We start from the raw sequence: 22,889 nt of genomic DNA on the forward strand, positions 1-22,889 counted from the left end.
ATGCCGTCATGGTGCCGAGGGCGAGCCGTTGGCGGGTGGCTGCTCCCGGTGAGTGGCATCGGCGGCGGGCAGTGGCGGGGTGGGGATGCCGACGTGGTGCCGTGGGCGCGGGCTCGGGGCGGGCGACTGCTCGCGGTGAATGGCTTCGGCGGCGGGCAGTGGCGGGGTGGGGATGCCGACGTGGTGCCGTGGGCGCGGGCTCGGCGGGTGATCGCTCCCGGTGAGTGGCATCGGCGGAGCGAGACGGGGGAGCCGCAGCGCAGGCTGGGCAGATCGTGTCCGCTGGCGAGCGGAGTGGCGCGGGCGGGTCGGGCCTGCCCAGAAACGGGTGCCGGGTCCGCTCATGCGGTGGCACGCCCGCCTCCGGGCCACTCCCGCTCACCAGTACCTGTGCTTGTCCCGCTCACCGCTCCAGAGCTAACCTCCAACCAAACGCTTGCTCGATTCCCGGGGCCGGTCCCGCCTTCCGCGACAAGGAGATCCGGGCTTGAAAGACACCACGCCAGTCCTCGTCGACGCGGTGCGCACGCCGTTCGGCAAGCGCGACGGCTGGGTTTCCGCCCTGCACGCCGTCCAGTTGCTCAGCCGGGTCCAGTGCGGCGTCCTCGACCGCGTGGGGCTCGAGCCGGGTGCGGTCGACCAGGTGATCGGCGGGTGTGTGACGCCGCTGGGCGAGCAGTACGGCCACGTCGTCCGCACTGCCTGGCTGTACGGCGGGCTCCCGGCCGCGATCGGGGCCACCACGATCGACGCCCAGTGCAGCACCTCGATGCAGGCGTCCTTCCTGCTCACCGGCCAGATCGCGAACGGAACGGCCGACGCGGGCGTCGCGTGCGGCGTCGAGTTGATGTCCCGCGTGCCGCTCACCCCGAAGCAGGGGTCCGGCGCGGGCACGCCGCGGCCCGCCGACTGGTCCCTGGAAACTCCCGACCAGTACACCGCCGCGGACCGCATCGCTCGGAAGCGCGGGCTGACCCGGGCGGACCTCGACGCGTTCGGCCTCCGCTCCCAGCACAATGCGCGAAAGGCTTGGGACGCTGGGCTTTTCGATCGCCAAGTCCTCCCGTTGGAAATGCCGGACGGCCAGTTGGTCACGCAAGACCAGGGCCTCCGCGAGACCTCGACGGAAGCGCTCGCCGGGCTCCGCGCCACCGTCCCCGACGGGCTGCACACCGCGGGCACCTCGTCCCAGGTCTCCGACGGCGCGAGTGCCGCGCTGTTCCTGTCCCGCGGCCGCGCCGAGGAACTGGGGCTCCGCCCGCGGGCGCGGCTTCTCGCGCAGTGCGTCATCGGCGGCGACCTCGAATACCTTCTCGACGGGCCGGTCGCCGCCGCGCAGAAGCTTCTCGACCGCACCGGTCTCACGATCGGCGACATCGATCTTTTCGAGGTCAACGAAGCGTTCGCGGCCGTCCCGCTGTCGTTCGCGCAGGTGCACGGCGTCCCGGAGGACAAGCTCAACGTGCTCGGCGGCGCGATCGCGCTCGGCCATCCGGCGGGAGCGACCGGCATCCGCCTGCTCGCGACGGCCGTCGAGGAACTCGAACGCCGTGACGCCGGTCTCGCGATGATCGCGATCTGCGCCGCGGCCGCCACCAGCTGCGTGCTCGTCGAACGGATCTGACCTGTGCCCATCGCCCTGTCCGAGGAACACCGCGACCTGGCCGCGTCCGCCGCCGGCTGGGCCGCCCGGCACGCGCCGATCGCCGAGACGCGCGCCGAACCCGGGCGGCCGGACCTCTGGAAAGCCCTGACCGGACAAGGCTGGCACTCGCTGCACCTGCCGGAATCCGTTGGCGGCCAAGGCGGCGGGCTGCTCGAACTCGCCGTGGTCGCCGAGCAGTTCGGCCGGCACCTGGTGCCCGGGCCGTTCCTGCCGACCGTCATGGCCAGCGCCGTCCTCGCCGCTGCCGAACCGACGGAAACACTGGCCGCGTTCGCCGCCGGTGCGACCGGGGCTGTCGTACTAGACGGCCTCACTGCGACCAGCACCGCCGACGGTTGGCAGGTCAACGGCACGAGTTGTCCGACGCTCGGGCTCGCGGACGCGGAGATCGCGGTCGTCCGCGCACAAGAGATCTGGTTCGTGCTGCGACCAGAGCCCGGCCAGCTGATCCCAGTCGAGGCCGTTGATCTGACCAGATCCGCGGCTCGGCTCAAGCTGGAGAACTTCCTGGTATCTCAGGACAACGTCGTTGAGATCGACCCGGAACGCGCGGAGCTGGCCCTCGCGGTCCCAGCGGCGGCGGAGGCAGCCGGACTGTGCGGCTGGACCTTGGACTGCGCCGTCGACCACGTCCGCACCCGTGTCCAGTTCGGTCGTCCGATCGGCTCGTTCCAAGCCGTCCAGCATCAAGCGGCGGGCATCCTCCTGCACCGCGAGATCGCGACGGCCGCCGCTTGGGACGCGGCTCGCGCCGAGCAGCATTCCGTTGCGCAGCAAGCGCTTGCGGCTGCGCAGGCTAGGCACGCCGCGCTCCCGGCTGCAGTGGACGCGTCCGTCAGCTGCGTACGCTTGCTCGGCGCGATCGGATTCACCTGGGAACACGACGCGCACCTGTACTGGCGACGCGCCGTCGCGCTGTCCGGCTCCCTCGGCCGATCAGCCGCCCGCACCCTCGGCGAACGCGCCCGGACCACGACCCGCGATCTGACCCTCGCCAGCCCCGAAGACTGCCTCGAACTGCGCCGCCAGGTCTCGTCCGTTCTCGACCAGACCGAGGCGTCCGTTCAGGTGCTCGCCGACGCCGGTCTCGCCGCTCCGCACTATCCGAAGCCGTACGGGCTGGACGCCGGACCGCTCGAACAAGCCGTCATCGCCGAGGAGTTCGAGCGACGCGGAATTCCGCAGCCCACCACGGTGATCGGCGAATGGGTCCTGCCGACTCTGCTCGTCCACGGCTCTCCGGAGCAGCGCGAGCGGTTCGTCATGCCGACGCTGCGCGGGGAAATCCGCTGGTGTCAGCTGTTCAGCGAACCCGGCGCGGGTTCCGACCTCGCCTCGCTCACGACCCGGGCGGCCAAAGTGGACGGTGGCTGGCGGATCTCCGGGCAGAAGGTCTGGACGTCGCTGGCCCACGAGGCGCACTGGGGCGTCTGCCTCGCCCGCACCGACCCGGACGCGCCGCGGCACCAGGGGATTTCGTACTTCCTCGTCGATCTGGCCGCGGAAGGCGTCACCGTCCGCCCGATCAGACAGGCCACCGGACGCGCGGAGTTCAACGAGGTCTTCCTGGACGACGTGTTCGTCCCGGACCGCAACCTGGTCGGCGAACCGGACAGCGGCTGGCGGCTCGCGACCACCACGCTCGCCAACGAGCGGCACAACATGGGCGCGACCCTCGCGCACGGTTCGTCCGACCGGATCCGCCAGCTGCTCCGCGACCGTCCGGACGATCCCGACGCGCTGGCCGCGCTCGGCCGGTGCGCGTCGCGGGAACTCACGCTCGCGACGCTCGGCCTCCGCGGTGTGCTGGCCCGGCTCGCCGGAACGGACCTGGGCGCCGAGGTCAGCGTGCAGAAGGTGTTCAGCGCGCTCGCCCAGCAGGAGGGCTCGCGCGAGGTGATCGCCCTGCTCGGCCCCGGCTCGGCGAGCGCGGAGGGCGGGCACGTCCTCGACCACCTCGGCCTGCCCGCCGTGCTGTTCGGCGGCGGAACCGTGGAAATCCAGCTCAACGTCATCGCCCACCGCGTCCTCGGCTTGCCCCGCTGACCCGATCCTGAGGAGAAACCGCATGCATCCGGAGCTGTCGGAGCGCTCGCGAAGGCTCCGCGCCGAGCTGCGCGAGTACTTCGCCCGCATCATCGACGAGGACGACCGCCGCGCGCTGGTCGAGCAGACCGAGGGCGGCCCGGTGTTCGACCGGATCCTGCGCCGGATGGGCGCGGACGGCTGGCTCGGCCTCGGCTGGCCGGAGGAATACGGCGGCCGCGGCGAGGACCCGGAAGCGCTCTTCGTGTTCTACGACGAGGTGTTGCGCGCCGGCGCGCCGCTGTCGCTGGTCACGCTCAACACGGTCGCGCCGGCGTTGATGCACCACGGCACCGAGGAACAGAAGAAGTTCTTCCTGCCGCCCATTCTGCGCGGCGAGCTGATGTTCGCCATCGGCTACACCGAACCCGGCGCGGGCACCGACCTCGCGTCGCTGCAGACGCGGGCGAAGATTGACGGCGACCAGCTCGTGATCAACGGCAGCAAAATCTTCACCAGCGCCGGGATCTTCGCCGACTGGATCTGGCTCGCCGTGCGGACCGATCCGGACGCCCCGCCGCATCGCGGTATCTCGGTGGTGCTCGTGCCGACCGACACTCCAGGATTCTCCGCTACTGAAATCCACACGGTGGGCGGGATCAGCACGTCGGCAACGTACTATGAGGACGTCCGAATTCCACTGTCCAATGTGGTCGGCGAGCTGAACAACGGCTGGCGGCTCATCACCAGCCAGCTCAACCACGAACGCGTCGCCCTCGCCGCGCGCGGCGGCATCGCGAACCAGATGTACGACGCGGTCCTCAAGTGGGCGCGGGAGGAACCGTTCGGCCCGGGCACGGTGTACGACCTGCCGTGGGTCCGGCACACCCTCGCCGAGGTGTATGCGCTGCTCAGCGCCACGGATCTGATCAACCTGCGCTTGGTCGCGGACGTCGCCGCGGGCACCCTCGGCGGCGGTGATTCGGCTGCCGCCAAGGTGTTCGGCACCGAAGCGGTGGTGACCGCGTACAGCAGGCTTCAGGAAGTGCTCGGCGCTCGCGGCCTGCTGCGCCCCGATTCGCCCGGTGCGGCGGTGAACGGACGCGTCGAGACGCTTGCCCGCCGTGCGCAGAACAACACCTTCGGCGGCGGCACGAACGAGGTGCTGCGCGAGATCGTCGCCGCGAAAACCCTCGGCATGACGCTGTCCGCGCGCCGCCGTCCGGAAAAGGCCAGGAGCTGACATGGATTTCGACCTCAACGACGACCTGGGCGCGGTCCGTGAGCTGGCCGCGAAGATCTTCGCCGACCGTGCGACCGTCGAGCGGGTGGCGGCCGTCGAAAAGCAGGGCGGGTTCGACGCCGACCTCTGGCGGGTGCTCGCGGAGGCGGACCTCCTCGGGATCTGCCTGTCCGAAAGGGACGGCGGGGCCGGGCTGGGGATGTCCGGATTGGCGGTGCTGCTCGAGGAAGTGGGGCGGCACGTCGCGCCGGTTCCATTGTGGAATGTCATCGCGGGCGGACTGCTGCCGGTCGCGCAGTTCGGCTCCGACGACCAGCGGAACCGGATCCTGCCGCGCGTGCTGGACGGTTCGACGCTGCTGGTCGGCGCCTTCGACGACACGGTATCGGTGACCGCGACCCGGCTTGGCGACGACCTTGAACTCAATGGCGAAGTCGTCTCGGTTCCCGCGGGCGCGCAGGCCGACCTGGCGCTGGTGCCAGTCAAGGAAGCCGACCAGGTCCACTTAGTACTCGTGCCGACAGCCAACCTCAGCGTGACACCTGTCGAGGTCACCAGCCGCGAAAGCCACGCATCAATCGCGTTCAACGGAGCAGTGGTCACCCCGCAAGACATCCTGGCTACCGGCGACGACGCTCTGCAATGGACACTCCGGAGGCTCCGGGTCGCACTCGCCGCAGTCAGCGTCGGCGTGTGTGCCGAAGCATTGGCGACCACCGCGAAATACACCTCGGAGCGAGTCCAATTCGGACGTCCACTGTCGACAAATCAAGCTGTCGCCGTACGGGCCGCGGACGCCTACCTCGACACCGAGGCGATCCGCGTCTGCACGCAACGCGCCGCCTGGCTGCTCGACGAGGGCCGCGAGGACGAAGCGGAGATCGCCGCGGTGGTAGCCAAATGGTGGGCCTCACGCGGCGGACTCCGGGTCGTGCACGCGACCCAGCACCTGCACGGCGGCATCGGCGCGGACGTCGACTATCCGATCCACCGCTACTTCCTTTGGGGCCGGCAGGTCGCCTTCACTCTCGGCACCGCCGACGCACTCGCCGCCGAACTCGGGGACCGGTTGCCGTCCGCACCCCCGATCGGCGCCCCGGCCTAGGAGGATCCCGTGCCCATCGACGTCGACAAAGCGCTCAACGCCCCGCCGCGCACCCAGCAGATCGCCTGGACCACTCGCGACGTGCTGCTGTACCACCTTTCCCTCGGCTCCGGCACCGACCTCCGGTACAGCTACGAACGGGACCTGGAAGTCCTCCCGACCTTCGCACTCGTTGCCGGACAAGGGATTTCCGCCGGAGACCGTCCCGCAGAAGGGCTGACGCTGCCTGGCGTGGACGTCGAGCTGACCCGGCTGCTGCACGCCGGACAGGTCGTCACGTTCCACCGGGACCGGCTGCCGTCGTCCGGCTCGGCGGAACGGACGACGCGGATCGCGGAGGTGCAGGACAAGGGCAAAGCCGCGGTCATCGTGCTCGCCCACGAGGTCGCGGACGCTGACGGTCCACTGTGGACCTCGAAGATGTCCGTCTGGGCACGCGGCGAGGGTGGTTTCGGCGGAGACCCAGGCACCGCAGCCGGACCGAAGCCGCCGGAAGGCGATCCGACACACGTGCTCGAAGTCGCCACCACGCCGGACCAGGCGCTGCTGTACCGGTTGAACGGAGACCGAAATCCGCTCCACGCGGACCCGGAGGTCGCGGCGAAAGCAGGCTTCGCCGCGCCGATCCTGCACGGGCTCGCGTCCTACGGCCTGGTCGCCAAGGCCGTCGTGGACCACTTCCTCGACGGCCATCCTGCACGCCTCCGCGAGCTGGGTGCGCGCTTCGCGGGTCCGGTGATCCCCGGCGAGACGTTAAGAATTTCCGTGTGGCAGCAGGAAAATGAGCTGAGCCTGAAAATGACCTGCGGCGACGCGGCGGTCTTCACCGACGCCTGGGCCCGCACGACTCCAGGAGGTGCCTGATGGGTACGCCGGTCATTGTGGATGCGATCCGCACCCCGTTCGGCAAGCGGCGCGGTGCGCTGTCCGGCATCCACGCGGTCGAACTGCTCGGCCACGTGCAGCGCGGGATCCTCGACCGCACCGGTATCGACCCGGCGCTGGTCACCGATGTCGTCGCGGGATGCGTCACGCAGGCGGGGGAGCAGTCGAACAACGTCGGCCGGTTCGCCTGGCTGCACGCCGGGCTCCCGGAGGAGACCGCGACCACCACCATCGACGCGCAATGCGGGTCCGCGCAGCAGGCCGTGCACCTGATCGCCGCGCAGATCGCGGCCGGGCTGGTGGACGCCGGAATGGCGTGCGGGGTCGAGTCGATGAGCCGGGTGCCGCTGCTGAGCAACCTCGGCGACGCGGGCCGTCCGCGCCCGGAGTCCTGGAAGGTCGACCTGCCCGCCCAGTACGAGGCGGCCGACCGGATCGCCGCGCGGCGCGGGCTCACCCGCGCGGACCTGGACGCGTTCGGCCTCCGCTCGCAGCACCGCGCCCGCCGTGCCTGGGACGAGGGCCGGTTCGGCCGTTCGATCCTGCCGGTCCCGCTCGACGGCGGCCTGTTCGACCGCGACCAAGGCCTGCGCGACACCAGCACCGAAGCCCTCGCCGGACTCGCCCCGATCAAGGAAGACGGCCTGCACACCGCGGGTACCGCGTCGCAGATTTCCGACGGCGCGTCGGCCGCGCTGCTGGTCGACGCCGATCAGACCTTCGGCCTGCGTCCGCGCGCGAGGCTGGTCGCGCAGACCATCGTCGGCGCGGAACCGAAGTACCTGCTGGACGGGCCCATCCGCGCGGCCGAGCGCGTCCTCGGCCGGGCCGGGATGACGATCGCCGACATCGATTTGTTCGAGGTCAACGAGGCGTTCGCGTCGGTGCCGCTGTCGTTCGCCCGCACGCTCGGCGTCGACGAGGACCGGCTCAACGTCAACGGCGGTGCCATCGCGATCGGCCATCCGGTCGGTGCGACCGGGATCCGGCTGCTCGCGGAGATCGTCGACGAACTGGAGCGCCGCGACCAGACGCTCGGCCTGGTGGCGATCTGCGCTGGCGGCGCACAGGCGACCGCGGCGATCGTGGAACGGCTCTGAGATGTATCCGCTGAGCGGGTTCGAGGGCAAAGTCGCGGTGGTGACCGGGGCGGGCCGGATGCGGTCGATCGGCCGGGCGATCGCGGTCGAGCTGGCGAAGGCCGGGTGCGCGGTCGCGGTGACCGGCAGCGGTCGCCCGCGCGAGCAGTTCCCGCCGGAAGAACAGGCCGCGGGCTGGCGAGACATCGAGTCCGTGGCCGACGAGATCCGCGAGTCCGGCGGACGGGCCTTGCCGGTGGTGAGCGACGTCGCCGACCCGGCGAAGATCGACCGGCTGCTGGCGACCGTTCTCGACGCGTTCGGCCGTGTGGACATCGTCGTCAACAATGCCGCGGCCGCGCGCGGACCGGATCGGCTGCCGGTGCTGGACCTCGACGTCGAGACCTGGGACCGGGTCATCGCGGTCAACCTGCGCGGGCCGTTCCTGATGACGCGGGCGTTCGGGCGGCGGATGGTCGACCAGGGCGACGGCGGGGTGTTCGTGAACATCTCCTCGATCGGCGGGAAGCTGTCCGGAGCGGGATCGGCGGCTTATTCCGCGTCGAAAGCGGCGCTGCAGTCGCTGACCTCCTCGACGGCGAAAGAGCTGGGCCAGCACGGGATCCGGGTGAACGCGCTGTGCCCCGGCGTGGTCGGCACGAGCCGCTTGGACGACGTGGATCCGGCTTCGTGGGCCGAGTACGTTCGCGCGCAGGTGCCCTTGCGGCGGGTGGGCGAGCCGCTCGACATCGCGGCGGCCGCGGTCTTTCTGGCCAGCGCGGAGGCGGGCTGGGTGACCGGGCAGTGCTGGAACGTCGACGGCGGGCAGCTGACGATCCGATGATCACTACGGGAGGCGACCGATGACCGATCGGGACGACATCATCGCGCGGCTGACCGCGCCGGGCGCGGAGTTCGAGATCCGGCCGGAGCCGGTCGCGGGCCGTCCGGCGAGGGTGTTCGCGCGGCGGCACCGGTGCCTGACCGAACTGCTGGAGGCCTCGCGCGAGTTCGGCGATCGCGACTATCTGGTCACTGTGGACAGTCGGCTCACCTTCGCCCAGCACTACGACCAGGTCGCGGCGCTCGCCTCGGTGCTGCGGACCGAATACGGGGTCGGTCGCGGCGATCGGGTCGCGTTGTGCGCGGCGAACTGTCCGGAATGGATAGTCGGTTTCTGGGCGGCGGTGTCGCTCGGCGCGGTCGCGGTCGGGATGAACTCGATGTGGGCCGCGCCGGAGGTCGCGCACGGCCTCGACCTGACCACGCCGAAGGTCGTGCTGACCGACGCGTCCCGGAAACCGCTGGTCGCGGATCGGTACCCGGTGCTGGAATTCGGCAGCCCGGAATACCGGGAACTCCTCGGACGGCACGAAGGCGCGAAGCTGAAACCGGAGTCGGTCGACGAGGACGATCCCGCCGTCATCCTTTTCACGAGCGGCACTTCCGGCCACCCCAAGGGCGCGACCCACTCGCACCGCAACGTGCTCGCCGCGGTCTGGTTCCACCTGTTCAACGACGCGTTGGCGGCGGAATTCGGCCGTCCGGCGCGGGACCGCCGATTCCTGCTGGCCACGCCGTTGTTCCACATCGCCGCCCTGCACAACCTCGCCGTCGTGCGGCTCGCGGTGGGCGACACCGCCGTGCTGTACCAGGGGAAATTCGACATCCACCGGGTGCTGGAGCTCGTGCAGGCCGAACGGATCACCAACTGGGGCGCGGTCCCGACGATGCTGTCGCGGCTGGTCGAAACCGATCTCTCCGGGTACGACCTCAGCACGCTCAAGACGGTCTCGGTGAGCAGCGCGCCGTCGACCGCCGAGCTGAAAGACCAGCTCCGGGGCGCCTTGCCGGGCGCGGCCGCGTCGCTGAGCACGAACTACGGCCTGACCGAATCGTCCACCGCGGCCACCCTCGCGACCCCCGCCGAACTCCTCGCCGACCCGGACACCGCGGGCAGGCCGGTGCCGAACATGGAAGTGCAGATCCGCGACCCCGAAGGCCGCCCGGTCCCGGACGGTGTCGACGGCGAGATCCACCTCCGCGGCCCGCAGGTGATGCTCGGCTACTTCAACGACCCGGCCGCGACGGCCGCCGCGTTCACCGCCGACGGCTGGTTCCGGACCGGCGACCTCGGCCAACTGCGCGACGGTGCGCTGTTCGTGCTGAGCAGGCGCAGCGACCTGATCCTGCGCGGGGCGGAGAACATCTACCCGGCGGAGGTGGAGGAACAGCTGGCCGGGCATCCCGGGGTAGCCGAGTGCATCGTGGCCGGGCTGCCGGATCCGGATTACGGGCAGATCGTCGCGGCGAAGGTGGTGCTGCGAGCGGAGTCCGAAGTGGACGCGGACGGACTGCGCGGCTATCTCGCCGACCGGCTGGCCCGGTACAAGGTCCCGACGGCCTGGTTCCTGACCCGGGACCCGCTGCCGCGCAACGCGACGGGAAAGGTGGTGCGGCGGCTGGTGCGGTGGGAGTGAGCCTCGCGGCCGAGCTGCCTCGCGAGTTGTTGCGGGGATTGCTCGCCGCGCTGCTGCCGGGGGATTGCTCGCCGAGCCGTCGTTGGGATCGTTCGCCGAGTCGCCACGGGAGTTGCCTGGCGAGTTTGTCGCGGGGATCGCTCGCCGCGCCGCCACGGAGCTGCCTGCCGAGCCGCCCAGCCAGGGCGGCTTCGTTGATTCTTTCCCCGCAGCGGAGGGCATTGGCCCGCGGGTGCGCGGCGTTCCTCGCGGGGTCGGCCGGTGCTCCGCCCCGCCGCGCAGGTATCGCCACAGCGCACCCGCCAAGGCAGCCCGCCGGGGAGAATCGCCGCACCGCTGCGAGAAGGCCGCACCGGGCCGCAGTCAGGCCGAGCGAGTGCCCGGCAAGAACCGCGATCACCGGAGCCGTCCGCCCACCGGGACTTTCCCTTGCCCGCCCGTCCGCGCGCTTTTACCGTCCTGCCAAACGCTTGCTCAAGGAGGGGTGATGACCGGTCTCCGGACGGACTTCGCCGAGTTCACCGGCCAGCAGGCCGAGCCGCCGCGGGTGGCGCGGTACGCAGTGAACGAGGCGATGATCCGCAACTGGGTCGAGGCGCTCGACGACCGCAATCCGGTGTACGTCGACGACGCCGCGGCGAAGGCGGCCGGCCGGTCCGGCATCGTCGCGCCGCCGGCGATGTGCTCGACCTGGATCATGGCCGGGTACCGGCGCTACCGCGAGCTTCAGGAGCTGCGCCGCGAGGGCGCGGTGGAGGATTTCGCGTACTCGCGGCTGATGAACGTGCTCGACGCGGCCGGCTACACCTCGGTGGTGGCCACCGACGTCGAGCAGGAGTACGTCCGTGAGATATCTCCAGGCACGCACGTGACCTGCCATTTCACCATCGAGGCCGTCTCGGAGTGCAAACGCACCGCGCTCGGCTACGGGCATTTCGTCACGCTGCGCAAGCACTACGTGGACGAAGCGGGCGAGCTGCTGGTCGACGAACGCTTCCGGATCCTGCGGTTCCGCCCGGCCGAACGGAGCGAGTGATGGGGGAACACACCGCGGTCCCGCGGCTCACGATCACCCAGGACAACCAGTTCTTCTTCGCCGCCGCCCGCGAAGGGCGCCTGGAAATCCAGCGCTGCACCGGCTGCCGGACCCTCCGGCATCCGCCCGGCCCGGCGTGTCCGGTGTGCCGGAGTTTCGCGTGGGACACGGTCGTCGCGAGCGGCCGCGCGATATTGCACAGCTGGACAGTGCTATATCACCCGAAGGATCCCGCGTTCGACTACCCGCTCGCGGTCGGGCTCGCCGATCTGGAGGAGGGCGTCCGGCTGGTCGCGGACATCGCCGGGGTCGACCACGACCGGCTCGAGGTCGGTCTGCCGCTCCAGGTCGGTTTCAGCGAGCACGCGCACGGCGAAATCCTCCCGCAGCTGCGGCCGCGCGACCCGAAGGAGCACACCCGATGACCTTGGCTCTCGGGGACCGCCTGCCGGAGCTGGCGATTCCCTTCGACCGCACCACGATCGTCGCCACCGCGATCGCGTCCCAGGATTTCGAGGACGTGCACCACGATCCGGGCAAAGCGCGGGAACGCGGAATGCCGGACATCTTCATCAGCATCAACGCCACCAACGGGTTCATCGACCGTTATGTCACCGACGTCTGCGGCCCGGCGACCCGGATCCGCAAGGTGTCGTTGCGGCTCGGGCTGCCGTTGTTTCCCGGGGACACGCTCACTTTCGCCGGCGAGGTCATCGAAGCGACTCAGGACGCAGTGACGATCAAAGTCACCGGAAGTCACGAACGCGGCGTGCATGTGTCGGCCCGAGTGACGGTGGCGGCATGAGCGGGTTCGCGCGGCAGGCCGCGATCGCCGGGATCGGCGCGACTGAATTCAGCAAGAATTCCGGACGCAGCGAATGGCAGCTCGCTTGCGAATGCGTTCTCGCCGCCCTTGCCGACGCGCAAATTCCCGTCGAAGAAGTCGACGGATTCGCGTTGTTCACCATGGAAACCAACCCGGAGATCGCGGTCGCGCGGGCACTCGGTATTCCGCAGCTCAAGTTCTTCAGCCGTATTCCGCACGGTGGCGGCGGGGCGTGCGCGCCGGTGCAGCAGGCCGCGCTCGCGGTCAGCTCTGGGGTCGCGGATGTCGTTGTGGTGTACCGGGCATTCAACGAACGTTCGGGCCACCGCTTCGGGGCCGGGCCGCCGCCGTTCGCCTACACCGCGAACACTGATCAGGAATATCGGAACTGGATCAATCCGTACGGCCTGCTCACTCCCGCGCAACAGGAAGCCTTTCTGGCGCGGCGGTACCTGCACAAATACGGGGCTACGAGCGAGGACTTCGGCCGGGTTTCGGTGCTTTCGCGCAAACACGCGGCGGTGAATCCGAAGGCTTGGTTCCATGAACGGCCGATCACGCTCGAAGACCACCAGTCGTCGCGGATGATCGCCGATCCGTTGCGGCTGCTCGATTGCTGCCAGGAAAGCGACGGCGGACAGGCGCTGGTGATCGTGAGCGCGGAACGGGCTCGCGACCTTCCGCATCCGCCCGCGGTGATCGCCGGGGCGGCGCAAGGCGTTGGGCCGCAACAGATCTCGATGAGCAGCTATTACCGCGAGGACATCGACGAAATGCCCGAGGTGCAGCTGGTCGCCGAGCAATTGTGGGCTCAAGCGGGCGTGGGGCCGGACGGCATCGACGCCGCGATCCTCTACGACGCCTTCACCCAGATGGTCTTGCTGCAACTGGAAGAATACGGATTTTGCGGTCGCGGCGAAGCGAAGGACTTCATCGCCAGCGGCGCGCTCGAACTCGACGGACGGCTGCCGGTCAACACGCACGGCGGCCAGCTGGGGGAGGGCTACATCCACGGGGTCAACGGAATCGCCGAGGGCGTCCGGCTGATTCGCGGCAGTTCGGTGAACCAACCGGCGAAGTCGTTGGAACACGTGCTCGTCACCGGCGGTTCTCCGGTGCCGCACTCCGCGATCGTGCTCGCGGCGGACCGCTGATGGAGACCTTCGCGGAAGTCGTCCGGTCCCGGCGCACGGACTCGCACGAGGGGCTGCGGTTCGAGGGCCGAAGCTGGACGTGGGCTGAAGTCGTCGGCGAGGCCGCGGTCCGGGCGTCACTGCTGCGCACCTTCGAGCCGGGGCCTGGGCGGACGCAGCGGCACGTCGGGGTGCTGCTGCAGAACCTGCCGGACTTCGTGTTCTGGATCCTCGCCGCCGCGGTGACCGGGGACGTCCTGGTCGGCGTCAACTCCACCCGGCGCGGCGCGGAGCTGGCGGCGGACATCAGCCACACGGACGTCGACGTCCTGCTCACCGAACCGCTCTACCGCGACGAGGTGGCGAGCCTTGAGCTGCCGACCGTCCGCCGGGTCCTCGACGTGGAATCGCCGGAGTACCAGGATCTGCTCGCCGCGCACGCGGGCGCGGACCTGCCCGCGCGGCTCCCGGACCCGGCGGCGATCTTCCTGCTGTTGTTCAGCTCCGGCTCGACCGGCACGCCCAAAGCGGTGATCTGCAGCAACGGCCGCCTCGGCCGGCTGACCGACGCGCTGGCCGAACGCGTCTCGCTGCACCGCGATTCGGTCACTTACCTGTGCCTGCCGATGTTCCACGGTCACGCGATCATGATGAACCTCGCCGCCGCGGCGAAGGTCGGCGCGACGATCGTGCTGGTGCGGAAGTTCTCCGCGTCGCAGTTCATTCCGGACCTGCGCGCGCACGGCGTTACCTACTTCAACTACGTCGGCCGGGTGCTGAGCTACGTCGTCGCCCAGCCGGAGCAGCCGACCGACGCCGACAACCGGCTGGAGGTCGCCTTCGGTTCCGAAGCCGCGCCGGGCGAATCCGCCGAATTCCGCCGTCGGTTCGGCTGTGAAGTGCGGGAAGGATACGGGTCCAGCGAAGGCGGAATCCGCATCGTGCCGGACCCGGACGCACCGCCGAACGCGCTGGGCCGTCCCGCGCCCGGAATGCGCGCGGAAATCCGCGACCAGGACAACCGGGAATGCCCGCTCGCGGAATTCGACGAGAACGGTCTGCTGCTGAACGGCGAGGAAGCGACCGGCGAGATCGTCGCGGTGGGCCGGGGAAAAACGTTCGAGGGCTACTACCGCAACCCGGCCGCGATGGCCGAACGGCTGAAATTCGGCGGCGAGGACTTCTGGACCGGCGACCTCGGCTACCGCGACCGCGACGGCTACCTGTACTTCGCGGGTCGGGCGGCGGACTGGCTCCGCGTGGACGGCGAGAACTTCGGCACCGCCCCGGTCGAGCGCATCCTGGGCCGCTACCCGGCGTTCGCGGCGGCGCACTGCTACGGCGTGCCCGATCCGCGGACCGGGGACCTGCTCATGGCGTCGGTGATCCTCGCCGCGGATGCCGCATTCGATCCGGTCGATTTTGATGGATTCCTTGCCGCGCAACCGGATCTGGGGACGAAATGGCGGCCTACGTTCGTCCGGATCATCGACGATGCTCCGGTGACGGGCAGCGGCAAGGTGGACAAGGCGCCGTTGCGTGCGCTGGGTTGGGAGGGCGGCGAGGTGTGGTTCGCGCCGAGTCGGACTAGCCCGTATCGGTTGCTCACAGAGGAGGATCGGCGGGTGTTGCGGGCGGAGTTTGTGGCGCATGGCCGGGAGAACTCGCTACCCGTGGCGTCGCGGGGTTGATCACTGCGGCGGGAGTCCTCGGGGAGTTCTCGCGGATGCCTCGCGCAGCGTCGCCGGGTTCTTTGCCGCGCAATCGGTGGGTGTTGCGGGCGGAGTTTGTGGCGCATAGCCGGAAGAACTCCCTGCCCGCGGCGTCGCGGGGTTGATCACTGCGGCGGAAGCCCCCGGGAAATCCGCGCGAATACGTCGCGCAGCGTCGCCGGGACCGTCTTTTCCAGGCTTTCGTCCAGGAACCGGTTCAGGACCGTGGTCATCGCCGCGATCGCGACGTCGGATACCAGTTGCGGGTACAGGTCGCCGACCCGGGTGCCGGTGCGTTCAGCGATTGCCTTGACCAGGTCGCCGGTTTGCACGCGGGCCAGTGCGGTGCGCATCTCCGGCGTCGCGCTCCACGCTTGCACCGCGCTGAGCTGCTCGGATGCCGGCTGCCCGTACGGCACCCCGTCGGCGCGCAGCGGTTCGATGAGCGATTCGGCGAGCGCGGTCCACAGCGGTTCGTCCGCCGGGCGGCGGCGCAGCAGTTCCGCGCTGAGCCGGATCCGGTGTTCCTGCCGGTAGGCGACCGCGTCGTATTTCGTGGCGAAGTAGTTGCTGAACGTCCGGAGCGACACTCCGGCCCGCTCGGCGATGTCCTCGCGGACGACGTTGTCTGGACCTCTCTCGTACATCAGCGCCACGGCGGCGTCGCTCAGCGCTTTGCGCGTGTCGAGCTTCTTGCGTTCTCGCAAGCCGAGCGGTCGTTGGTCAGCCATGCCGCCCACGGTATCCAATTGTCCGCGCCATTCGCTCGGCCCGCCGGTTTCGTTACTGATCCGACCAAAAGTAGGCCGACCCCCGAAGCGGCACGCAACCGTTGCGGCGAAGTCATTCGGCCGTGGCTGTGGTCGGGTCAGTAACCATCGGCACAGTATGGACGAGCGCCGCGCAGGAACTGTTCGACGGCGGTGTCCACGAGCCCGTCGAGCAATTCCGGCGGAACGAGGGCGCCGTTGCCGAGCGTCGCGATTCCTTGCAGCGTCGCGAACAGCACGACGCCGATCCGCTGCGGCGGCCCTTCCTGCAACGCGCCCTGCTGCTGGCCTTCGACGATCAGGTCGTTCATCAGCGCGAACGGCGCTTCGGCGGCCTGCACGATCCGCGACGCGCCGGGGCGGTGTTTGCTGGTGTACATCAGTTCCAGCAGCGCCGAGTTCTCGGTGGCGAAGCGGGTGTACGCCGTTGCCGCGGCGCGTACGCGGCCCGGGAAGTCTTCGGCGGTCTTCAATGCCGTGCGCAACGCGCTGTCCAGGCGGGCGAAACCGGTTTCGGCGAGCGCGTCGAGCAATGCCTGTCTATCCGGGAAGTGCCGGCGCGGCGCGGCGTGACTGACGCCGATCTCCCTGGCCAGGTCGCGCAGCGACAGCTGATCGGCCCCGTGCGCGCGCAACCCGCGTTCGGCCGCGTCGAGCAAGGCGGTGCGGAGGCTGCCGTGGTGGTAGGGGCGGTCTTCGGACTGGTCGGGCACCCGATCAGTCTAGCAGCATGTTTCCGTTGACAACATTGTTGCCGGTGCCTACTTTGGGGGCATGGACCTTCTTCCGGAAAACCAGACCGGCCGCACCGCCGTGATCACCGGTGCAAACAGCGGATTAGGGCGGGCGACCGCGGCGGCGCTGGCCGCCAAGGGCATGCGGATCGTGCTCGCGGTGCGGAATCCGCGCAGCGGCCGCGAGGTCGCTGACCAGCTGCCCGGCGATGCCGAAGTCCGCCGGCTCGACCTCGCCGACCTGGCTTCGGTCCGCGCGTTCGCGGCGGAGTTCACCGAGCCGATCGACCTGCTGATCAACAACGCCGGCATCATGATCCCGCCGCTGTCGCGCACCGCGGACGGTTTCGAATCCCAGTTCGGCACCAATCATCTCGGCCATTTCGCGCTCACGAACCTGCTGCTGCGGCAGATTCGCGGCCGGGTGGTGACGGTTTCGTCGAACGGCCACCGCGTGGGCTCGATCGATTTCGCCGACCTGAACTGGGAGCGCAAGCCGTACCGGGCGACGGCGGCCTACGGGCAGTCGAAACTCGCGAACCTGCTGTTCACCGCCGAACTCCAGCGCCGGTTGACCGACGCCGGTTCGCCCGTGCTCGCGACCGCCGCGCATCCGGGAGTGGCTGCGACGAATCTGCTGAAAGTCGAGACTCCGGTGCTCTCTTCCATCGCGAAATTCGGCACTCGCGTGGTCGCGCAAACCCCCGAACAAGGTGCCCGGCCGACGCTTTACGCCGCGCTCGCCGACGTTCCAGGGAACAGCTACGCGGGACCACGCGGTTTCCTGCAGAACCGCGGCGCGCCGAAACTCGTTGGCCGGTCGGCGAAAGCACGCGATCTCGAGACCGCCCGTCGCTTGTGGACTGTCTCCGAGGAACTGACCGGAGTGCGTTTTCCGCTGACCGTGTCGGCCTGACGCGTTATTCTGCGCCCGTTTCGGCGAGGAACGCGATCAGTTCCTTGGCCAGCCGTTCCGGTTGGTCTTCCGGGATCAGCGTGCCGCTGTCCGGGATTTCAACGAGGCGGCCGTCCGGGAACAGTTCGGCGAGCCGCCGTCCGTGCTCGGCGGGCATCATCCGGTCCTTGCCCGCCCACACGACCAGGACCGGCCGGTCGAACGACCGCAGCCGCTCGGTCCATTCGAGCAGCACTCGCCGCGGCGGGCTCCCGGTGGCGAATTTGACCATGTCGCGGCGGATTTCCTTGTCCCGCAACGCCGGCGCGAACCAGCCCTCGAGAACGTCGTCGGGGATCCGGCTTTCGCACATCCCGCCGTAGGCGGCTTTGGCGTGGCGGTAGAACGACGTCCGGGTGGCCTGGGCGTGCAGCCACGGTCCGCCGGGGAGCCGGAGCAGCTTCACGGCCGGTCGCGCGGGTTTGGGCGGGAAGTTGTCGAACGCCTCGCACGCGACGAGCGCGAGCCGGCCGACCCGGGCGACGTGCTCGGCCGGAGCCAGCCCGTCGGCGACGAGGAATTGGCCGCCGCCCCAGTCGTTGAGCACGATTGTCGCGTCCTGGAGGTCGAGTGCGGCGAGGAATTCGCCGAGCAGCCGCGCGACCCCGAACTGCGTCAGGTCCGCGTCGGGCCGCATCGGGGCGAGGTGCGCGCCGAGCGGCAGCGTGGGCAGGACGCAGCGGCAGCCCTCCAGCAGCGGGACGACCTTGCGCCATTGCGTGCCGGACATCGGGAACCCGTGCCCGAACACCAGAACCGGCCCGGTGCCGCCGGTGTCGGTGTAGTCGATCGGCCCGGCGGACAGCTCCACGCGCGGCATCGGACCTCCCTCGGGTCTCCCGACTAGAGCGATCTCTCTAGTCGCGACCCTAGGCCGGTCCGGGCCGGACGGTCAAGCCGGATCACTTGCCGCTGAACACGACGCGGTTCCCGTCCGGGTCGGCGAGCGGCAGAATGCGCGCGCCGCCACCGGGTTGCGGCCCGTCGTGCGCGATACCGGCCTTCGTCGCCTGGGCGGCGACCGCGTCGAGGTCCGTGTCCTCGAAGACGACCGTCGACCGCCCGGCGCGGTCGGGTTCGGACCACACCTGCAGCCCGAAGGCGTCGTCGAGGTGCCATTCCAGCAGGCCAGGCATCGGCCGCGCGTCGGGACCGCGGTCGAACAACGCGGTGTACCACTTCTCGGCGCGCGCGAGCTCGGAGACGGTGCACTGGGCGAGTACTCGGCGGATCATGGCTTCCCTTTCGGAGTGATTGTGTTTTGCAAGCGCTTCTAGGAGACCACGAGTGCTAGCGGAGTGCAAGCACTTACCTCGGGTGCGCGGCCTGGCGGATCCGAAATATCTGCCGCACGCAGGGAACCCGCGCTCGCGCCCGGCCGTCGCAGTTCGCATGCCGAGGCTAAGGAATTCCGTTGTCATCGCCGGCGCCCTCGTCACCGGGGCGGTGCTTTCCGCCTGTTCGGACCCGGCTCCGACTCCCGCGCCACCGCCCGCTGATCGCAGCACGCTCACCGGTGCGGTCACCGGCTACTTCGAGATGCTCAAGACGCATCCGGATCCCACCGCCGAGGACGTCAACGCCTGGGTTTCCCCGCGCGAACAAGGCAAGGACCACGTACGCACCTGGTTCTCGAAGCATCCGGACGTGCACGTCACGGTCGCCTCCTACCGAGTGGCCTGGACGAACGACACCGACGAGAAGGTCGCGATCGACGCCGAGGGCGAAGTCTGCTCGTCGCCGGGCAAGTGCGTTCCGCTGAAGGAAGCCGCGGACCATGAGGTGAAGGTGGAGCGGAAGGACGTCCAGCCAGAGGAGTACACCCTGTCCTACAAGAGTGCGTTGCGGCTCCTCGGCGAGGGGGCGGGCCAGTGAACCGGCCGGTCGCAGCCGTAGTGCTCGGCACCGCCGCGCTCGTGCTGACCGCGTGCGGTTCTTCGCCGGTCCCGGCACCGCCGGTGCCTCCCGCGCCTCAACCGGACCCGGCCGCGGCGCAGCAGAAGATTCCCGACGCGTTCGACGCGGCCAAGGGCTGGTCGGCGGTCGGGGCTGACGGCGGCAAACTCACCGATCCGGTCCTCGCCGCGCGGGCTGGTGCGGTGTTGTTCGCGGAAGCGTCGAACGACGGCAAGACCGTCCGGGTCGTCGCGAAGGACGAGAAGACCGGCGCGGACCGCTGGACGAGCGCGCCGGTCGAGTTGCCCGAGGAGGAGACCAACTACCACGACGTCTCCACGCGATTGTTCGAAACGGCCAAGGACGGCAAGGACTACGCGGTTCTGGCCAGCACCGGCCTGGAGGGCGGCGACGCGGTCAACAAGGCGAAGAAGGTCACGCACCTCGACGTCTTCGACATCGGCGCGACCCCGGACGGCGGGAAGGCGGCGCGGCGGATCGTCGTCCCGGCCTCGGCGAGCCGGTTCGCCGTGCAGGACGGCGGAACGGCGCTGGTCGAGGTGGACCGGGCGACCGCGGTCGCGGACGTGTCCACCGGCCAGGTCGCCACCTACGAGCAGCAAAGCCCGGCGCTGAAGGCTCCGAAACCCTGCGAGCACGACATCGGCGACTGCAATCTGAACCTCACCGTCCCCGGCGCGACCGCGAAAGGGGCGCTGGTGCAGGGATTCCGGGCGTTCTGGACACCGGGCGGCTGGTTCAGCGGCGACGTGATCCCGCCCGGGGCGAAGGCGAACGTCGGCAGCGCGGACGTGCGCACCTACGGCACTCCGGACGGGCAGCACGTCCTCGCGGCATGGCCGGTCGACGACGACGCGACCGTGCGGATGTGGGCGGTCCACGACGCGGCGACCGGGCAGGTGCTGGCCTCGGTCCGCTGTGCACAGTCCACAGTGGACGACCGGGACAGCAGGCAGCCGCAGCCGTTCCTGGACCCGGGCGGCCGGTATCTCGTCGCCGGGCTGGTCGTCTTCGATCTGGAGGCGAAGAAGGGCTCCTGCTTCGCCGAAACCGAAACGCGGAAGGCCGTCAAGGTGGAATCCGTCGGGCCGGACGGAATCGCCTACGGGACCAGCGAAGCCCCGGTGCGGATCGACCTGTCCACCGGAGAGGCGAAACCGCTGGCCGAGGAGACCTCGCTGCCCGCGGCGATCGATCGGAACGTCGCGGTGGTCGACAAGGAGTCCGAAGGCGTGTACGTGTATCCGCGGCGGTGAACGCACCCGTCGACCCTCAAGCTGGGCATTTGTCCTGCTCAGTGGCCTGTGATGAGTAAAGGCTCACCGCTGCCGAGGAGTTGCCGGAGCAGGCCGTGTCCAATGTGGACCTGGCTGAACACGGTGGAACTGCTCGTGCGCAAGATGATCGCCAGGCCGGAGCCGCTCGGCCTTCCCATATTCGAGGACGAACTGACGCCCATGCTGACCCGCCACGCGACCGCGGGCTCCGAGCGGAGCAGCCGACTGCGCCGCCCGGTCGGCTGAGCCCGGGCAGGCCGGTTGTCAAGTGGTGGACATCACTGCGGGCCTCGTGATCGATCCGGCGACCGTGCTCCGCAGCCGGGCCCGGGCCGGACCCGTGAGGCGGTTCAACCGGGTAGTCGGCGGTTTCCGGCTCGCCGCCGCGACCTCGGGAACGGCCCGGTCGGCCCCGCTGCCCGCGCTATGACCGTGATCTCGTCGGACTTGCCGTGGAAAAAGGGCTTCGGTTGGCTGCCGGAGGCCGGGCGGCATGGGAGTATCCAGCGCATCTGTACCTGAAGCGGGCGAAGTCGGACCAGGTGGCGACCCAAAACGCCGTCAGGCCCGGCCGGCGGATCTTCCGCGAACGAGCGGGAAGGAGACGGCATGCTGATCGGGGTGCTCAAGGAGGCCCAACCGGGGGAGACGCGCGTCGCGGCGACTCCGGAAACGGTGGGCAAGCTGCGCGGGCTGGGTTACGAGGTGGCGGTGGAGCCGGGCGCGGGGTTGTTGTCGGGGTTCTTCGACCAGGCGTATGCGGACGCGGGCGCGACCGTGGGGTCGGTCGCCGAGGCGGACATCGTGTTCGGAGTCAACGCGCCCTCGTCCGGGCAGTTGGACGCGGTGAAGCAGGGCGCGACGGTGGTCAGTCTGCTGGCTCCGGCTCTGAAACCGGAGCTGGTGGAGGATCTCGCGAAGCGGCCGATCACGGCGTTGGCGATGGACGCGGTGCCGCGGATCAGCCGGGCGCAGTCGCTGGACGTGCTGTCGTCGATGGCGAATATCGCGGGGTATCGGGCGGTGGTGGAGGCGGCGCATACGTTCGGGCGGTTCTTCACCGGTCAGGTGACCGCGGCGGGGAAGGTCAACCCGGCGAAGGTCCTGGTGGTGGGCGCGGGTGTGGCGGGTTTGGCGGCGATCGGCGCTGCGGGAAGTCTTGGTGCGATCGTGCGGGCGACGGACCCGCGTCCGGAGGTCGCGGATCAGGTGAAGAGCCTGGGCGGGGAGTATCTGTCCATCGAGGACCCGAACGCCGAAGTCTCCGCCACCGGTTACGCCAAGGAGATGGGCGAGGACTACAAAGCGCGTGAGAAAGAGCTGTATGCGGCGCAGTGCAAGGACGTCGACATCATCGTGACGACGGCGTTGATCCCGGGCCGTCCGGCGCCGCGGATCGTCACCGGTGAGATGGTGGCGTCGATGAAGGCCGGTTCGGTGATTGTGGACATGGCGGCGGCGAACGGCGGCAACGTCGAGGGCTCCGTCGCGGGCGAGAGCGTCGTGACCGACAACGGCGTCACGATCCTCGGCTACACGGATCTCGCGGGCCGTCTCCCGGCGCAGGCCTCGCAGCTGTACGGCACCAACCTGGTGAACCTGATGAAGCTGATGACCCCGGAGAAAGACGGCCGGCTGGTGGTCGATTTCGAGGATGTGGTGGTCCGGTCGATCACCGTGGTCCGCAACGGCGAGTTGACGTGGCCGCCGCCTCCGGTGCAGGTCTCGGCGGCGCCGCAGAAACCCGCGGCGCCGGTGAAGAAGGAGGAGCCGGAGAAGCAGCCGATGTCCTCGGGTCGCAGGCTCGGTGTGGTGTTGGGTGTGGCGGCGGTGGTGTTGGTGTTGGCGGCGTTGGCTCCGGCGGCGTTGTTGCCGCATTTGACGGTGTTCGCGTTGGCGATCGTGATCGGGTATTACGTGATCGGGCATGTGCATCATGCGTTGCATACGCCGTTGATGTCGGTGACGAACGCGATTTCCGGGATCATCGTGGTGGGTGCGCTGGTGAATCTGGTCAGCGGGAACACGGTGGTCGTCGTGCTGGCG

Annotated in this window: 22 protein-coding genes; 18 read left to right on the forward strand and 4 right to left on the reverse strand. The window is 69.7% G+C overall.

What is annotated here, in order from left to right; all coding sequences use genetic code 11:
* Positions 1-487 precede the first annotated feature (487 nt).
* From WA670_RS37655 to WA670_RS37715, 13 genes are all read left to right on the forward strand, one after another.
* On the forward strand, positions 488-1,624 hold the full coding sequence (locus WA670_RS37655; protein WP_336161023.1) for a steroid 3-ketoacyl-CoA thiolase: 1,137 nt from the start codon (positions 488-490) through the stop codon (positions 1,622-1,624).
* A 3-nt stretch (positions 1,625-1,627) separates the two neighbouring features.
* Positions 1,628-3,712, forward strand: a complete 2,085-nt coding sequence (locus tag WA670_RS37660) for an acyl-CoA dehydrogenase (RefSeq protein WP_336161024.1) — start codon at positions 1,628-1,630, stop codon at positions 3,710-3,712.
* 22 nt (positions 3,713-3,734) lie between these two features.
* Entirely contained in the window at positions 3,735-4,934 is a 1,200-nt protein-coding gene (locus WA670_RS37665; protein WP_336161025.1) for an acyl-CoA dehydrogenase family protein, read from the forward strand.
* Position 4,935: 1 nt separating this feature from the next.
* Complete coding sequence (locus WA670_RS37670; RefSeq protein WP_336161026.1) at positions 4,936-6,039, forward strand: acyl-CoA dehydrogenase family protein; 1,104 nt, start codon at positions 4,936-4,938, stop codon at positions 6,037-6,039.
* A gap of 9 nt (positions 6,040-6,048) precedes the next feature.
* Positions 6,049-6,903, forward strand: coding sequence for a MaoC family dehydratase (locus WA670_RS37675; RefSeq protein ID WP_336161027.1), 855 nt, complete (start codon positions 6,049-6,051; stop codon positions 6,901-6,903).
* Positions 6,903-8,024: a steroid 3-ketoacyl-CoA thiolase gene (locus WA670_RS37680; RefSeq protein WP_336161028.1), complete on the forward strand. Its 1,122-nt coding sequence runs from the start codon at positions 6,903-6,905 to the stop codon at positions 8,022-8,024. The genes WA670_RS37675 and WA670_RS37680 overlap by 1 nt, the downstream gene beginning before the upstream one ends.
* 1 nt (position 8,025) lies before the next feature.
* The gene (locus tag WA670_RS37685) at positions 8,026-8,847 is read left to right on the forward strand and encodes an SDR family NAD(P)-dependent oxidoreductase (RefSeq protein ID WP_336161029.1); all 822 of its coding nucleotides are present in this window, start codon (positions 8,026-8,028) and stop codon (positions 8,845-8,847) included.
* A 19-nt stretch (positions 8,848-8,866) separates the two neighbouring features.
* Positions 8,867-10,483 (forward strand): class I adenylate-forming enzyme family protein, encoded by a 1,617-nt coding sequence (locus WA670_RS37690; protein ID WP_336161030.1) that lies wholly within the window; start codon positions 8,867-8,869, stop codon positions 10,481-10,483.
* A gap of 487 nt (positions 10,484-10,970) precedes the next feature.
* On the forward strand, positions 10,971-11,519 hold the full coding sequence (locus WA670_RS37695) for an FAS1-like dehydratase domain-containing protein (RefSeq protein WP_336161031.1): 549 nt from the start codon (positions 10,971-10,973) through the stop codon (positions 11,517-11,519).
* A complete protein-coding gene (locus WA670_RS37700) occupies positions 11,519-11,944 on the forward strand; it encodes a Zn-ribbon domain-containing OB-fold protein (protein WP_238605542.1) in 426 nt (141 codons plus the stop codon). The genes WA670_RS37695 and WA670_RS37700 overlap by 1 nt, the downstream gene beginning before the upstream one ends.
* Positions 11,941-12,324 (forward strand): MaoC/PaaZ C-terminal domain-containing protein, encoded by a 384-nt coding sequence (locus WA670_RS37705; protein ID WP_134728671.1) that lies wholly within the window; start codon positions 11,941-11,943, stop codon positions 12,322-12,324. Before WA670_RS37700 ends, WA670_RS37705 begins: the two co-directional genes overlap by 4 nt.
* Complete coding sequence (locus WA670_RS37710) at positions 12,321-13,499, forward strand: lipid-transfer protein (RefSeq protein WP_336161032.1); 1,179 nt, start codon at positions 12,321-12,323, stop codon at positions 13,497-13,499. The genes WA670_RS37705 and WA670_RS37710 overlap by 4 nt, the downstream gene beginning before the upstream one ends.
* A complete protein-coding gene (locus WA670_RS37715) occupies positions 13,499-15,169 on the forward strand; it encodes an AMP-binding protein (protein ID WP_336161033.1) in 1,671 nt (556 codons plus the stop codon). Before WA670_RS37710 ends, WA670_RS37715 begins: the two co-directional genes overlap by 1 nt.
* A gap of 146 nt (positions 15,170-15,315) precedes the next feature.
* Here the strand turns inward: WA670_RS37715 and WA670_RS37720 are convergent, their stop codons facing one another.
* Both WA670_RS37720 and WA670_RS37725 read right to left on the reverse strand, forming a co-directional pair.
* Positions 15,316-15,921: a TetR/AcrR family transcriptional regulator gene (locus WA670_RS37720; RefSeq protein ID WP_037812723.1), complete on the reverse strand. Its 606-nt coding sequence runs from the start codon at positions 15,919-15,921 to the stop codon at positions 15,316-15,318.
* 137 nt (positions 15,922-16,058) lie between these two features.
* A complete protein-coding gene (locus WA670_RS37725) occupies positions 16,059-16,673 on the reverse strand; it encodes a TetR/AcrR family transcriptional regulator (RefSeq protein WP_336161034.1) in 615 nt (204 codons plus the stop codon).
* Positions 16,674-16,734: 61 nt separating this feature from the next.
* Between WA670_RS37725 and WA670_RS37730 the strand changes: the two genes are divergently transcribed.
* Positions 16,735-17,610, forward strand: coding sequence for an oxidoreductase (locus WA670_RS37730; protein ID WP_336161035.1), 876 nt, complete (start codon positions 16,735-16,737; stop codon positions 17,608-17,610).
* 4 nt (positions 17,611-17,614) lie between these two features.
* Here WA670_RS37730 and WA670_RS37735 read toward each other — a convergent pair whose 3' ends face one another.
* On the reverse strand, positions 17,615-18,469 hold the full coding sequence (locus tag WA670_RS37735; RefSeq protein ID WP_336161036.1) for an alpha/beta fold hydrolase: 855 nt from the start codon (positions 18,467-18,469) through the stop codon (positions 17,615-17,617).
* A gap of 82 nt (positions 18,470-18,551) precedes the next feature.
* Positions 18,552-18,884 carry a VOC family protein gene (locus WA670_RS37740; protein WP_238605546.1) on the reverse strand — a complete coding sequence of 111 codons (333 nt, stop codon included), beginning with the start codon at positions 18,882-18,884 and terminating at the stop codon, positions 18,552-18,554.
* Between the two features lie 157 nt (positions 18,885-19,041).
* Here WA670_RS37740 and WA670_RS37745 point away from each other — a divergent pair, with 157 nt between their 5' ends.
* From WA670_RS37745 to WA670_RS37760, 4 genes are all read left to right on the forward strand, one after another.
* Complete coding sequence (locus WA670_RS37745; RefSeq protein WP_336161037.1) at positions 19,042-19,524, forward strand: hypothetical protein; 483 nt, start codon at positions 19,042-19,044, stop codon at positions 19,522-19,524.
* On the forward strand, positions 19,521-20,822 hold the full coding sequence (locus WA670_RS37750) for a hypothetical protein (protein ID WP_336161038.1): 1,302 nt from the start codon (positions 19,521-19,523) through the stop codon (positions 20,820-20,822). The genes WA670_RS37745 and WA670_RS37750 overlap by 4 nt, the downstream gene beginning before the upstream one ends.
* Positions 20,823-20,924: 102 nt before the next feature.
* Positions 20,925-21,089, forward strand: a complete 165-nt coding sequence (locus tag WA670_RS37755; protein WP_158714474.1) for a hypothetical protein — start codon at positions 20,925-20,927, stop codon at positions 21,087-21,089.
* Positions 21,090-21,452: 363 nt separating this feature from the next.
* Positions 21,453-22,889, forward strand: a 1,437-nt coding sequence (locus WA670_RS37760; RefSeq protein WP_336161039.1) for a Re/Si-specific NAD(P)(+) transhydrogenase subunit alpha, incomplete at its 3' end; no start/stop codon positions are given.

Origin of the sequence: Amycolatopsis sp. VC5-11 (assembly GCF_037034185.1) — a bacterium.
Lineage (GTDB): Bacteria > Actinomycetota > Actinomycetes > Mycobacteriales > Pseudonocardiaceae > Amycolatopsis > Amycolatopsis nivea.

Coding starts and splice junctions, on each gene's coding strand:
- WA670_RS37690 (WP_336161030.1), top strand. CDS start 8,867: ATGACCGATCGGGACGACATCATCGCGCGGCTGACCGCGCCGGGCGCG.
- WA670_RS37695 (WP_336161031.1), top strand. CDS start 10,971: ATGACCGGTCTCCGGACGGACTTCGCCGAGTTCACCGGCCAGCAGGCC.
- WA670_RS37740 (WP_238605546.1), bottom strand. CDS start 18,884: ATGATCCGCCGAGTACTCGCCCAGTGCACCGTCTCCGAGCTCGCGCGC.
- WA670_RS37715 (WP_336161033.1), top strand. CDS start 13,499: ATGGAGACCTTCGCGGAAGTCGTCCGGTCCCGGCGCACGGACTCGCAC.
- WA670_RS37755 (WP_158714474.1), top strand. CDS start 20,925: ATGTGGACCTGGCTGAACACGGTGGAACTGCTCGTGCGCAAGATGATC.
- WA670_RS37700 (WP_238605542.1), top strand. CDS start 11,519: ATGGGGGAACACACCGCGGTCCCGCGGCTCACGATCACCCAGGACAAC.
- WA670_RS37735 (WP_336161036.1), bottom strand. CDS start 18,469: ATGCCGCGCGTGGAGCTGTCCGCCGGGCCGATCGACTACACCGACACC.
- WA670_RS37680 (WP_336161028.1), top strand. CDS start 6,903: ATGGGTACGCCGGTCATTGTGGATGCGATCCGCACCCCGTTCGGCAAG.
- WA670_RS37685 (WP_336161029.1), top strand. CDS start 8,026: ATGTATCCGCTGAGCGGGTTCGAGGGCAAAGTCGCGGTGGTGACCGGG.
- WA670_RS37730 (WP_336161035.1), top strand. CDS start 16,735: ATGGACCTTCTTCCGGAAAACCAGACCGGCCGCACCGCCGTGATCACC.
- WA670_RS37720 (WP_037812723.1), bottom strand. CDS start 15,921: ATGGCTGACCAACGACCGCTCGGCTTGCGAGAACGCAAGAAGCTCGAC.
- WA670_RS37670 (WP_336161026.1), top strand. CDS start 4,936: ATGGATTTCGACCTCAACGACGACCTGGGCGCGGTCCGTGAGCTGGCC.
- WA670_RS37745 (WP_336161037.1), top strand. CDS start 19,042: ATGCCGAGGCTAAGGAATTCCGTTGTCATCGCCGGCGCCCTCGTCACC.
- WA670_RS37710 (WP_336161032.1), top strand. CDS start 12,321: ATGAGCGGGTTCGCGCGGCAGGCCGCGATCGCCGGGATCGGCGCGACT.
- WA670_RS37705 (WP_134728671.1), top strand. CDS start 11,941: ATGACCTTGGCTCTCGGGGACCGCCTGCCGGAGCTGGCGATTCCCTTC.
- WA670_RS37665 (WP_336161025.1), top strand. CDS start 3,735: ATGCATCCGGAGCTGTCGGAGCGCTCGCGAAGGCTCCGCGCCGAGCTG.